The sequence below is a fragment of the Lewinella sp. LCG006 genome (assembly GCF_040784935.1).
GTDB lineage: Bacteria > Bacteroidota > Bacteroidia > Chitinophagales > Saprospiraceae > Lewinella.
The window spans coordinates 1,866,366-1,880,858 of record NZ_CP160680.1 but is presented as its reverse complement, the minus strand read 5'-3'; the positions used below and the strand labels follow the sequence as shown (position 1 = coordinate 1,880,858).

At 47.9% G+C, this 14,493-nt stretch carries 5 protein-coding genes; 4 read left to right on the top strand and 1 reads right to left on the bottom strand.

The features are described from left to right. The first annotated feature begins 42 nt into the window (after window positions 1-42). The gene (locus AB0L18_RS06300) at window positions 43-1,056 is read left to right on the top strand and encodes a DUF3137 domain-containing protein (protein WP_367391735.1); all 1,014 of its coding nucleotides are present in this window, start codon (window positions 43-45) and stop codon (window positions 1,054-1,056) included. 436 nt (window positions 1,057-1,492) lie between these two features. Here AB0L18_RS06300 and AB0L18_RS06295 read toward each other — a convergent pair whose 3' ends face one another. After that, on the bottom strand, window positions 1,493-9,436 hold the full coding sequence (locus AB0L18_RS06295; RefSeq protein ID WP_367391734.1) for a hypothetical protein: 7,944 nt from the start codon (window positions 9,434-9,436) through the stop codon (window positions 1,493-1,495). 324 nt (window positions 9,437-9,760) lie between these two features. Between AB0L18_RS06295 and AB0L18_RS06290 the strand changes: the two genes are divergently transcribed. The 3 genes from AB0L18_RS06290 (at window position 9,761) to AB0L18_RS06280 (ending at window position 14,442) form a co-directional block, all read left to right on the top strand. Next, a complete protein-coding gene (locus tag AB0L18_RS06290; RefSeq protein WP_367391733.1) occupies window positions 9,761-10,834 on the top strand; it encodes a sensor histidine kinase in 1,074 nt (357 codons plus the stop codon). Next, window positions 10,812-11,552: a LytR/AlgR family response regulator transcription factor gene (locus tag AB0L18_RS06285; protein WP_367391732.1), complete on the top strand. Its 741-nt coding sequence runs from the start codon at window positions 10,812-10,814 to the stop codon at window positions 11,550-11,552. The genes AB0L18_RS06290 and AB0L18_RS06285 overlap by 23 nt, the downstream gene beginning before the upstream one ends. Before the next feature lie 91 nt (window positions 11,553-11,643). Beyond that, window positions 11,644-14,442 (top strand): outer membrane beta-barrel protein, encoded by a 2,799-nt coding sequence (locus AB0L18_RS06280; protein WP_367391731.1) that lies wholly within the window; start codon window positions 11,644-11,646, stop codon window positions 14,440-14,442. Window positions 14,443-14,493: the final 51 nt, after the last annotated feature.

Here is a 14,493-nt window from a genome sequence, read left to right as displayed (position 1 = left end):
ATGTTTAGCGTGACCAATATCGCAAATTTCTAATTTAAGGACGTGAAGCTGTCCGTATCCCACTACAACTTTGACCCAACGGCTAAAGTCCAGCTAATTATTTCTTATTTTGCCAGCCTTATGGAGCTGATCAATCTGGATGCGTTTCGGCGCTATTACAATACCCACATTTTTCCAGAGCTGCAGCGCACGGAGCGCCTGCGGAAGCGCCTGCTTACCCTTATTTTTCTTTCGGCGCTCATTATTTTCCTCATCCTTACCATTTCGGCCTATTTAGGGGTGGTGCTGATCTCGCTGTTTTTGATCATGCCCATCACTTTCTATATTTTTTACCTGGGTTATCAAATTCAAAAATTCCGACAAACCTTCAAGCCGCGTATTGTAGGGCTGATCCTCGACTTCATGAACGAGCAGCTCAATTTTACCAACCTCAGCTACGATCCTCGCCAGATGATTCCCAAATTGCTGTTTCAGCAAAGCAATATTTTTACCACGCCCGCCCAATACTACGTGGGCGAAGATTTTATCAAGGGGATGGTAGGAGAGATGCCTTTTGCCCTGTCGGAGCTGGTCGTTCGCGATATGTCCAGCATGACCAACAAGCTGCAGGATGTTTTTGAAGGGGTTTTTCTACACGCTATTTTCGCCGAAGAAGACACCCAAGGCACCATTGTGGTGTGGCCTCGCAAGCGCAAACATTTTTTGACAAAAAGTATCAAAGAGTTTAATTTCCAGGGCGGTGTAAATGTGGATCACGAGATCAATGATCCTTTTTTTCGTGAACATTTTCTGGTCTACGCCACCGAAGATACCCATGTTCAGGGTATTTTGTCAGAACCCATGCAGGATGCACTCGGCCGCTATGTAGAGATCACCGGAAAAGACATTTACCTCTCTTTTATTGACCGAAATATTTTTACCGCCATCAGTGAAGAGCGAGACTTGTTGGAGCCCAGCATCTTTACTTCCAATATCCACTTCGACCTGATCCGCGAGTTTTATTTCGACATTATGCTCGTCTTGAAAATTGTCGAGGATTTTGACCAAACGCATTAGCACCAGGTTGTCCATTGCTCCTTCATGCAGGGTATAAAACCCTACTACCTACGTAGCAGGGTATAAAACCCTGCTCTACTTAGCGGCTCCCATCCCTCTTATGTTTGTGACTGAAGGTCGGTATGGTATTCGGGGCCCGCGCTCCAGCCTCCGGCCTGCGCGCTTATCGCCGGACGGGTTGGACAAATCGGGGTTGGGTAAATCAGGCAAATTCATGAATTTGCCCTGTAAGCTCCTCCTTAAATCCCCGTTCGGCGTTGGCTGTGCCTACGTCGCTGTATTCCGTTGTCTATGCCTACGTCGCAAAATTCCGGTTTGTGTAGTCTGTTTAAGTACAAAAAAACAAAAACGGCGGCACCCCGAAGGATACCGCCGCCTGTAATCGTATTTATTGGAATAGGGCAAATTCACAAATTCACCCTATAACCATCCATCCTTACTTTACAGCAATCATCTTCTTGGTAGCAGTGAACTCACCGGCCTGTCCGGCTTCGCCATTGGCCAGACGGGCAGTTACCGTGTAAGTCAATACACCCGTTGCACCTTGGATCATCTCCTTGGTCAAGTTGATCGTGTTGTAACCAGCTGCGTAATCACCACGTACTACAGTCAGGACGCGACCACTTGCGTCGCTGATCGTTACTGTTGCTTCTGCATCCTCAGGTAAATTGAAACCGATCAAGGTTTCTACCGCGAATGGGTTTGGCGTGTTCTGGTATACCGTAAAGACGCTTTGCAAAGCGTCTCTGCCGCTAAACACCACCCCTAAACCAAGCACCTGTTCTCCCCTCTCAGGGGAGATGTCCGCGAGGACAGAGGGGTAGGCCTCCGCAGCAGTGTAACGGCTAGATACATTGATTACGTCACTCAACTCAGCATCCACTGTTGGGCGGATAACCAGGCTGAACAATACGTCCTCAGAAGTAGCTTTACCGTTCCAAGAAGTAGTGATCTGACCTTCAGCAGCGTAACGCATACCGAAGTTCTCAGCTGTAGCTACACCGTACTCGATGTCTACCAACTCTGCTCCGTTCAGGTTCAGCGTACCCTGGAAGCCTTCTACCGATGCCATGTCAGCACCACGGAATGCTACCGTGTATACGTTACCAGCTTTCACGCTTACGTTCTCTACTTCGAAGTTGAACTGACCGTTCAACGTACGATCGTCACCAGCCAAAGCATTGGCTTGAGCGTTACCGTTTACGTCACCAATCTTCACGCCTACGAAGTTAGCATCAAGAATGTCAGCGGAGAAGTTGTTCTCATTGATCAACTCAGGGAACGCTTCGTGCCATGGGTTGGTAGGTACAGGGAACTCGTAAGCAGCATCCACAAAGCGCCAGCTCGTGTTGTTGGCAAACTGCGTATCAATGTTCAAGATTAACTTACGCAACTGGATCATATCCAGCGTCGTAATACTTCCAGAACGGTTGATGTCCGCAGCAATGCGCTTGTAAGGGCTATCAAGAACCTGTACTCCAAGAACGTGCTTGCTCATCAATACCAAGTCAAACGTAGACACACCATTCAGTGGGTTAGCGTTCAAGTATGGAGTGATAGAGTAGTCACCTCCTAGCTCAAGATCAAAGCTGTAAGTACCGTCTGTATTTGTAGTCATGCTCATTACAGCACCACCATTCACACTTACTTCCACACCTTCAATCGTTTCGTTATATTCTGTAGCGATCACACCTGACAGGGTGCCTGTTCCAGCGCCACAGTCAACGTGCTGCTGTACCAGTACATAGGTCTCACAGTAGTCGTAGTTGCCATCTTCGTCGAAGGCGTATACGTAAACTACGGTTGATGCATCATCATCCTGCGTCAATACCAGTCCAGTATCATCTGGGCTTGGTACGAAGTTAGGATCAGCTTCTACATCTGCTGCACGGTAGATAGCGTACTTCGTCACGCGAGGTAGACCACCGAACAGTTCTGGTCCTTGACCAGTACAGTCACTGATTGGTGAACCTTCGAAGTCAGAAGCCCAGATCGCCATCGCACAACCACCATCTTCCTGAGGCATCAGGGTCACGGTCAAGCCGTTGATACATACTGGTGCTGGTCCTTTACAGTCGATCACATCGAAGACGATGGTCTCGCTGGTCTGGTTACCACAACCGTCCTCAAACAATACGCGTACTGCGTGGTAGACATTGTCTCCCATCGCGTTGGTAATGATTGGGAAAGTACCTGCGAATACGTAAGTGCCGTCACCATTGTCGGTGATCAAGGATAGTACGTTCTGATCTGCTACGAATTCGTTCGACTTGATGTCGCCGTCGCCGTTAGCGTCTACTGCGAAAGCATCAAGCTCAGCAGATACGATGCTTACCACCAGGTTACCTGCTCCGTCAAACAATTCACACTCGTCAGATACACTGAACGGAATGCTTACTGCTTCTTCACAGTTACCATCATCATCACCAAACTGGCCAGGAAGCAGGTTAGGGCAGTTAGCCGTTGGGCCACCGTACTCTCCCACTGCTACCACTGGTGCGGTAGAGTCGTACACTTTCACGAATTGCGTGTAGATGTAGCGACCGTAGTTGCGACGACCAAACTGGTCGGCAGGAATACAACCAGGAGTGTTGCCTGGGATGTTGTCATAGATCACATCAGCGATGTCAGAATCTCCGTCACGGTCATTGTGGCGGCGATCGATCACTACGCTGTACTGGATGCCTTGCTGAGCATCAGCTACACCATCACAGTTGTTGTCTACTGGGCCAAAGCCACTCACCACCCGTACTACTGGGCGCTCGTTGCCTTCTACCGCACGGTCTACAGGAAGTGCCTCACCGTCGTCTTCGGTCATGCGAGGAAGAACAAGTCCTTCGTACTCACCATCCCAAACACACCAGTTGATTACATCGTAAGTGATCGAGAACTTGTAGCACTCATCACCCGTAGCAGAGAAGATCACTGGCTCACCAATGTTTACGCTCAATACATCACAACCTACAGTGGTCGTAATGATCGTTGGTACATCAGGATCGCCACAATCAGCGTCAGCATCTTCTGGGAAGTCGATCGTGAAGTCGTGTACTTCCGTGATCGTGATCAGCTGGCTACAGCTGTTCGTCGAACGGTATACTTCGTTGATGTCGATAGCTCCGTTGCCGTTAGCATCGCCCTCTGGGCGCAATTGCCAAGCTTCGAAACGACGCGTGATGGTTCCCCAACCACAATCGTTAACCTGCAAGTTTGGCGTACGCTCTACGATGGTATCCACCGCACAGTTGTCTGTACCGGTAGCACCGCCGAAGATCGCGCTCATCATGGTAGAAGTAGCAGCAAAGTCTTCGTCGTAAGCCGTAGCAATATCACCAGGGAAGGCCAGTGGCAGATCAGAACAAGTCAAGGTGACTGGTGCTGGTGCGTAGCAGAATGGGTTCAATTTATCTTCTGGAGTAACAACTTGCCAGCAAATGTTGGTGTTGCCAGCTTCGTCGGTTACACGTAGTTCGATAGTGATTTCGTTGTCGATATCACAGCAGTAGAAGTCTACAAAGTCACCCCATGGGCTCCAGCGGCTGGCACTTGCATCACAAGTGTTGTTGCGCCAGTAGTTACGACGTACTTCCAAGGTTACTTCACCACAGTTGTCGTTAGAACCTTCGTCCACGTCAGCAGCGAAGAGGCGCGCGATACCTTCGATACCGTTGGCTACATCACCACCACCGATGGATACGTTGATGTCGTCGTTACAAGAAGCTGTTGGCTCGATGTCGTCGGTAACCACTACCGTGTATTCTTCACAAGTTTCGTTACCACAAGCATCTTCGGCACAAAGGATCAGGGTGTGGGTACCAATTGGTGCCTGCACCACATCACCATCAGCAATGTTACCACCAGCAAAGAAGCTTTCGCCAAAGGCCAGTACGGTGTAAGACGTTAGGAATACGCTAGAACAACCGTTGCCATCCGTGATGGTTGGGGTGGGGATAGCGATATTGGCCAAACAGCCAAATGGTGAAGTCGATACGTTGATCACCGCAGGAATACCTGTGATTTCAGGACCCGTAAAGTCACCAACTTTGATCAACTGGTTCGCAATGATCGAACCGCCGGGGTTACACCAATCGATGATGTTCCACTCACGACGGAACTTGTAAGCACCATCACAAACGACGATCCGTGGTTCGTCGGAGTAAGACGCGCCCAGGTTGCAGTAAGACTGGTTCAGCGACTGGTAGCCAAATGTCGTGTGGACAAATGGGTAGCCTGTCACATCAGCCGATGGGTTGCCATTGGCATCCACGGTGAAGGCCTCGTCACATTCGATTGGCACCGTAAATGGAGGGAGGAACAAGTCGGCCAGCATAGGCTTACGAACGGTAATGATCTGCGTGCAGACGTCCGTCCGTGGTGCGCCGATACAGTTAGAGTTGTAGCGATCAGCAACCGAGAAGGTCCGGCTAACGGTCCAGGAACCGCAGTCACCAGCTTCTGTTACGACATCACTTACCGTCACGAGTACCTGACCACAGTTGTCGGTCGCCACGGGAATACCCGTGTAGCCCAACTTTTCGAGGAAAGCATTGAGTGCCGTCTGGCTACCCCCAAAGAAGGTGTTGCGCGTAGCAACCACATCCAGGGTACCATCCGCATTGACGATCCAGCTTTGTGGGAAGTCGAAAACGATCTCGTCGATATCCGTACAAATCAGTGGTAAAGCCAACTGCAATGGAACATTGGTTTCCTCGAAAGGAAGACCAGGGATGGATCCGTCGCCATCAGCGTAAGTGTAGATACGGTAGTCGCCAGTAGCATTGGCAGGCGTACGGCTGGAGACAAACAGCGTGTAGGTCTGGTCAGCCTGTAAAGGCAGCACCATGCGCAAGCCAGGAGCAAGCAAGTTGCCCACCGGTAAGAAGTTCAGTGCTTCGCTGTGACCGATGATGTTCTGGCAAGGCTCATCAGGGTTGAAATCACCAGCATACAGCGCGATGTTTGCATTGAAGGCAGGGCCAATCAACTCACCAATGAAGGTGTACACATCCGTTGTCGTTACCGTGAAGGTATACGTATCATAGTAGTGAAGACCAGCAACCGGGCTCAGGATCTCCAAGAAACAAGAGTAGTTGGCCAGCTCCAGCTGGGCATCCGTCACTGACAAAGCACCACCAAAGTAGCTTACCTCTTCGGTGATCGTCGCAGCATCGGTGTCGTCTGGACATTCAACGATAGGATCGGTCTTGTCTTCGGCGAAGATGTTGCCCCAGCAGGTGTAAATTTCTTCACCATTCTGGAGAGCAACAAGCATGTAAGTGTGGTTGCCACAACCCGTCACGACGTCTGTATTACCATCATCAACGGTTATTATAAATTCGTCTACACAACCGATAAACCCAGTGACGACCATACCCGGAGTAATAGTAGTAGAACAGTTGGCTCCCAGGGTCACATTCAAATCGCCGATACAGGCCAGGTTGGTGGTTAGTTCTTCAATGGTTTCTTCCACGACTGATTCACATCCGGTAGCATCTGTGATGGTAATTTCGTAGACACCGCTTGATAGATCGGTGATCTCAATAATATTGGTTGCGCTACTACCATTTGTGCTTCCACTGTCATCACTGATGGTGTAGCTCAGAGGAGGAACAGCTCCTAAAACTTCAATGGTAATTGCCCCGTCTCCATTGCCATCACAATCGCCTTGTAAGTCAATGACGACTGCTTCACAGAAGCGGCGACAAATTTCCAGGCTATTTACATAAGCGTTCCTTTGGGCTTCGCCACCAGCATCTGCATTAAAGAAGCGTACCTGAGCAGGAACCTGGCCAAAAATTGGCGCACTCAAGGGTCCGGCAAAGTGATAGGTATTGCCATCACCTAAGGTCGTAATCGTTAGCTGGTAGGTCGTTGCATCAACCAGGAGGATGCTTATATTCATTCCTTCATCGGTAAAAGGAATACCTGTCGACTGCAATCCATTAGCATCGACAATACTGTAGGTGGCATCTCCGGCAATAAAAAGGAATTCGACGAGGTTTTGGGTGTTTGCATTTTGTAGGCCTACTCCAACAGCTCCGCCGTCGACCCAACCATTATCGAAACTAAAACTCAACAGTTCGCCAGGAAGTAGCGGAGCCGTGAAAGGACGGGTCGCTTCGGATACGTCACCACTATTGGCATAAAACCCTAGTGCGCTACCACCGGTGTCAATATCACCGTCACCATTGGTATCGCCATCGCCATTTTGAGTAGAGGTGAAAATAAAGTGACCGCCGTTGGCTGGGTTGCCGAATTGGGTATTCAATACCCAAGGTCCGAAGGCATCGCTATCGCCGTCACCACTCTGCCAGCCATCCTGGTAAGAAGCGCCGGTGGTGTCATCTCCGTTGCAATCGATTTCAGCGAGACAGCCTTCAGGGGCGGTAAACAAACCTTCCAGGACGAGGGCACAATCTTCATCCGTAAAGTTGATATTTACATCAACGGCAGCGCCATCTGAGTTCAAACCCGCAAGCACAACAGTCTGTGGGCTGCCCGTAATTGGGAACAACTCCCCGTTGACCGCCAGGAATCCTGTGGCGGGAGCATTGCTGTAAGTGATAGTGATCTCTTGGGTGTAGGTATTGGTTAGGAACTGACAAGCAGTTTGGGCACCTGCTGTTGCTCCTTCAATCATACAAGGAGGGCAGGCCTCCGGAGCAGTGAAGAGCGCATTAGCGGTAAGCGTACATTGGTCTCCGCCGGTAATTTCGGCCGTGACATCCACAGCCTGTCCATCTGAGTCTAAACCAATGAGTGTAATGGTTTGTGGACTGCCAGTGACGGCAAAGCTTTGTCCATTGACGACCAGCATTCCACCCATCGTAGGATTTTGGTAGAATACGGTGATTGCTTGTGTGTAAGTGTTGTCAGTGGCGTTACAGCCGCTTTGTGCGCCTACGGTTAGGTTGGTGATACTACAGGCGGGAGCCGGTGGTGGCAAGCACAGTTCAAAATTATTGAAATAAGCATTGCGCTGCCCATCAGGTCCTGCATTTGCATTGAATAGCCGCACTTGCACGATGGCTTGTCCACCGCCAGGGCTATTGAGTGTGCCGTTGTAGTTGAAGACGGCACCACCATCAAGGCTAGTGACCATCAAGCTGTAAGTAGAGGCGGAGGTAAGGGAATAAACCAAGGAAAGGCCTTCGTCCGTAAAACCTACACCGGTACCTTGTTCTCCGGCAGCATCATTGGTTTTGTAGTCAGGCTCTCCGCTGCGGAAATAGAATTCTGCCAAGTTTTCTCCGCTAGCGTTTTGCAAAGCAAAACCCACAGTGCCTCCATCAATCCACCCATTGTCCATGTCCAGCGAAAAGGTAGCTGATGACACCATTGGGCTGGCAAAAGGTAAAATAGCAGTGGAAACATCACCACTATTAGCGTACATCCCGAAAGCGTCTCCTCCGGCATCAATGTCACCATCTGCATTTGAATCACCATCGCCATTACTAGTGGAGGATGCGATAAAATGGCCACCGTTGCTAGGGTTGTTGAAATTAGTGGACAAAATCCAGGCCCCGAAACCTGCACCATTAGGGTCGCCGTTTTGCCATCCATCATCGAAGGCAGCAGCATCGGAGGCAGTCGATTCACATACTGGTGCAGGAACAGGATTACAGACTTCAAAGTCTCCGATGTAAAAATTAGGCGCTGCTCCGCCACCCGCATTCGCATTGAAGAAGCGAATCTGGGAGATAAGCTGTCCACCACCTGGATTATTCAAAGTTCCATTGTAAACAGTCATTGCTCCATCCAGCGTGTTTACCGTGAGTTCATAAGTAGATGGGGTAAGCAAGGTGATGGTAAAAGTCATCCCCTCATCCGTATAAGCAAGGCCCGTGCCTTGTTCGCCAGCGGCATCATTGGTTTTGTAGTCAGCTTCGCCCTGCCGGAAATAAAACTCCATCAGATTTTCACCGCTCAAATTGCGTAAAGCAAAACCAACAGTGCCATCCACAAAACCATTGTCAATCGAACCACTTACGAAACCATCCACGGCTACTGGTTCGGAAAAAGCACGAACAGCTTCTGCAAGTCCACCGCTATTGGCATACATGCCCAGTGCACGACCGACACCAAAATCAATATCGCCATCCATATTGGTATCGCCATCACCATTTTCCGTAGATGTAGCTACGAAGAAACCACTGGTTCCCGAATTGGAGCTAGGGTTCAACATCCAGGGGCCGAAACCCACGCCATCATTGTCGCCATCCTGCCAGCCATCGTCGAAAACGGTACTTTCGACCGCTGTGTTAGCACAGGGAGGCATTTGAGCTATCAATAATGTGGAGTTGAGAATAAGAAAAACAAGCAAAGTACTGTATCTAAAGTCTAGATTAGCCAGTACTCTACCCATCGCGTAGAGCTGTTGCATAAGATTACAATTTGTTTATTAACAACACTTCGAACCGATCAGAACGGTACGTTTACAAAACGATAGCTGGTCAGGCTATCTCATTTTATGGTCGTAACAGGATAGTATCAAGGCCACAAGGCCATATATCTTTCAAAAATACGACTAAATTTTTTATTAAAAGCTTATCAAAAGATTTCATTTGGTGTAGAAGCTCCTTTTCCAAGTACAAGTGCTATTGTCTATTCACCGATGGTAATGGCTATTGATCGATTAGAGTGGGGAGATGCGAAAAAAAATATAGAGCTTTAACAGATCAACCGACAAGTGCTTTAAATGAGTACCATGCAAAAAAGCTTTCGCCAAATCATCTGGTCTCGGGAAATGCTGTTAGTGGCAGGGTTTTATGCGGCTTTCGCCATTTTTTACTTTCTGGCTATCAATTGGTCAAGTGGAAGAAGCACTGGGGACACTTATTATCAATACCAGGTTTTTATGGATTACCCGCTGAAAGGCTTGCTGACGCTTCCTATTTGGTGGCTCATGTTTCGGCTTTTGGTGGATTGGCGTTTGAGTTCAAAAATACTGTTGCATTTGCTGCTGCTGCCCATTTTTGTAAAAGTGTGGCAGCAGCTTTATTATGCTTTGTGTACCTTCCTGGGCCTTGGCTACTTGAGGGGGCCGGGGGAGTGGTGGGATATCTACATTCCGGCCTTGTTCTATGTTCTGCAATTCGGTATTTTTCATACCTATGACTATTACCAAAAAGTACAGGAAAGCCAGCAGCGGGAAGCGATGCTCAAACAGACGGCATTGCAGAGTGAGTTGACGGCGTTAAAAGCCCAGCTTAATCCTCATTTTCTGTACAATACGTTTAACACCATCAGTGCGTCGGTACCACCAGCGCAAGAATACACCCGCGAATTGATCGCTGACCTGGCAGATCTTTTTCGCTATCAGTTATGGGCAAGCAATCAAGAAGTGGTGCCCCTGAAGGTAGAAGTCGATTTTGTCAAGAAATTTCTTCAATTGGAAAAGGCCCGCTTTGGAGATCGTCTGCGGGTTGATATTCAGCTGGATACCCAGGCGGAGGATGCACCAGTGATCCCAATGCTGCTTCAACCTTTGGTGGAGAATGCTATTCGGCACGGTATTAGTCCTTTGGTGGATGGAGGTAGTATTGCTATTAATATTGAAGAAAAAGCGGGTCAGATTCATATCCATATCCGAGACACCGGTGTTGGTTTCACGAACAGCACCCCTACCAGCGGGCAGGGCATAGGACTGGGGAATACCCGTCGTAGACTCCAACTGAAATACGGGAGCGAATTGAAGATCAGCCCCAACCATCCCCAAGGTACCAACATCCATATTACCATCCCCAGAGAAGTTTACCATGCAGAAAGTAATTCTCATTGACGACGAGGCTCCCGCCCGGCAGCTACTGCGGGAGTACCTGTCCAATCATCCCGAGTTGATTATCGTAGGAGAAGCCAATAATGGCGTTGATGCGGTACGGATGATCAAAGCACTGCGGCCCGAATTGATTTTTCTGGATGTACAGATGCCTGGCCTGACGGGGCTAGAGGTGCTCACCCATCTGGATGAACTGCCACTGATTATTTTCTCCACGGCTTTTGATCAGTACGCGCTCAAAGCCTTTGAATTACACGCGGTAGATTACTTGCTCAAACCTTATACCCGTGAGCGTTTTGAAGCAGCTATCAATCACCTGAGTAAACGACTTCACCAACCACAACAGGCAGTTTTGCAACTTACCCAAGCCATGGTGGATGACAAAGACCGCAATGCTTATCCAAGTAAAATTTTGGTCGCCAAAGGCAGCAAACTCGTGGCCGTCAGTGTGGCAGATATCCAATATATAAGTGCCGATGGTGATTACAGCAGCTTGATCACTGCCGAGCAACGCTTCCTTAGTCAATACGGGATTGGTCAAATCGAAGTCAAGCTGAATCCCCAGCTTTTTTTACGGATTCATCGCTCTACCATTATTAATATTAACTATGTCAAAGAAGTCTTTCGCGAAGGGCATACCTACGACGTAAGGATGCACAATGGCGATGTAGTGAGGGTGAGCCGGAGTTATGCCCCCAAGGTGAAAGAGATTATTTTCTGAGTGGTGGGAAAATAAGGAAGGCGGAAGTTGTCCAAGTACCGTAGTTTGTAAATCGAGATTACTGATAACTATTTTGCTAAATCAATTTCCTATGAAGCCTATCTTGTTCGCCTTATTGAGTCTATTCGTTACTACAATTGCTACTGCGCAGAATTTTCCTGTAGAAGGTCGAATTACTGATGCTGCTAACGGAGGAGTATTACCCGGTGCTCACGTTGTGCTTGTTGGTGAAAACAATAGCAATACCCTTGCTACCATCACAAATGAGAGAGGTGTTTTTCGATTTGATGCCGTGTCAAAAGGCGCTTATCAATTGTCGGTTTCGTTTATTGGCTTTCAGGAAATTCGCAGAGAAATCATTGTCAATGACCGAGCCCTCGACTTGGGGGTGTTGTCACTTCAAGAAGGCGTAGAATTGGAAGAAATACAGGTGACAGAAAAAGTCTTGCCTGTCATACAAATGGGCGACACCACCCAGTTTAATGCCGATGCTTATAAAATACTCCCCGATGCTAGTGCCGAGGACTTGATTGAAAAAATGCCCACCGTTAATCTTGAGGGTGGTAAAATTCAGGCCCAAGGAGAAGATGTAAAGCAGGTCTTAGTGGATGGAAAACCCTTCTTCGGTAGCGATCCCGCTGCCGCACTTCATAACCTCCCCGCGGAAGTGATAGATAAGATCCAAATTTTTGATCAACAAAGTGACCAAGCTCAATTTACGGGGTTTGATGATGGTGAGGTCTCCAAAACCATTAATATTATCACCAAAACGGAGATGCGTAATGGTACTTTTGGCAAAGTTTATGCTGGCTACGGTTATGAAGATAAATACCAGGCAGGAGGGAATATCAACTTCTTCAGTGGTGACCAACGTATTTCTTTACTTGGCCTGTCAAACAATATCAATCAACAGAATTTTTCTTCGGAAGATTTACTGGGTGTCGTAAGCTCTTCTGGTGGTAGTCGGGGAGGTGGTCGCCGAGGCGGCGGCAGAGGGCGGGGACGAGATGGTAATAGTGGCAATGCCAACGATTTTTTGGTTGCCCAACAGGGCGGGATTACGAGTGCGAATGCCTTTGGTGTCAATTTTTCGGATAAATGGGGCGAAAAGATAGAACTGTCCGCAAGCTATTTTTTCAACACATCCATGAACAATGCTACTCAATTAACACGGCAGCAGTTTTTTGATACCGAAGGGATCAACGAATTTTATACAGAAGAAAGCCGGGCGACGAGTACCAATACTAATCATCGCTTCGCAGGCCGTTTGAATTATGATGTCAATCCCCAAAATTCTATCATCTGGCAACCCAAGCTGTCTTGGCAAAGCAACAATGGTGTAGAAACCCTATTGGGGCAAACCCTGTTGAATGATAACTTACTAAGTCAAACCGACCTCGATTTTAATGCTGACCTCGCGGCCATGAATTGGAGCAATAGCCTCCTGTGGAGGCACAAGTTTGCTAAAAGAGGCCGTACTTTTTCCGTTAATGTCAATGCCGGTTATGCCCCTAAGGAAGGGGAGAATTTCCTTTTTTCTGAGAATATATTCACAACGCCTTCACCAGATTCTACCTCGCTACAGCAGCAGTCGACCCTCGACTTAAACAGCTGGAACATGGCAGCAAACTTTCAGTACACCGAACCTCTTGGAAAAAATAGCATGCTGACTTTCAATTATCGGACGAGTTATCAACAAGAAGAAAGCGACAAGGAAACCCGCGACTTTGACGAGGCAACTCAGGATTATGACTTGCTCAATACGGGCCTTAGTAATCTTTATTCCAATGATTATTACACCCAACAATTGGGAGGAGGTTATAATTTTCGGCAAGGAGATCTGTCAATCACGACCAGGGCCAATGTACAGCAGGCCAATTTGATAGGTGAACAAGTTTTTCCTTTTGAAAACAGCAGTGAGCGTACGTTTTTAAATGTGCTGCCCTTGCTCAGGTTGCGTTACCAGTTTTCCAAAACGGAAAACTTTAACTTGTCCTATCGTGCCAGTACGCAGCTCCCTTCTACCGATCAGTTGCAAGAGGTGATTGACAACAGCAACCCGCTTCAGTTGACCATTGGCAATGCCAACCTCGTACAAGCTTATCAGCACAGCATGAATGCGAGGTATTCAAAGACGAATACCGAGAAATCTTCCGTGTTATTTGTTTTGCTCAGAGGAGGGTATACCAATAATTACCTCGGAAAAAGTACCTACTTGGGAACCAGTACCAACGATTTCCCAGTTCTGGTCGAAAACAATGTTGCCGCAGGAAGCCAACTTACCCAAACGGTGAACCTTGATGGCTACTGGAATTTGCGCTCTCTGGTTACCTATGGTTTTCCCCTGGCTGTTATCAAATCAAATATCAATCTGGATTTTTCAACCGATTATGTTAAAACACCGGGAATGGTCAATGAAGCTTTGAATTATTCAAGCAATACCAGCTATGGAATAGGGTTTACCCTGAGCAGTAATATTAGCGAGCAAGTAGATTTTACGGTCTCTTCACGCAGTCGGTACAATGTGGCTACCAACTCCTTGCAAACCCAAAGCAACAACAATTACCTCAACCAAAGCACCCGCTTGAAGTTGGCCTGGATTTTGGGCAATGGCCTGGTGTTTAGAACCGACCTTACGCACCAATTCTACCAAGGGCTTGCGGACGATTTTGACCAAAATTATCTACTCTGGAACATGAGTATTGGGAAGAAAATATTTGAAAGCCAAAGAGGGGAGATTTCGCTCTCCGTTTTTGACCTTCTCAAGCAAAACAACAGTCTGTCACGAACAATCACCGAAACATATACGCAAGACCTGCAAACCAATGTCCTGCAACAATATTTTATGCTCAACTTTAAATATGATTTGCGGCAATTTAAGGTAGGGTAATAGAGAGGTTATTGACAGCAGCCAGCATATTTACAAAAAAAGAAATTCTGC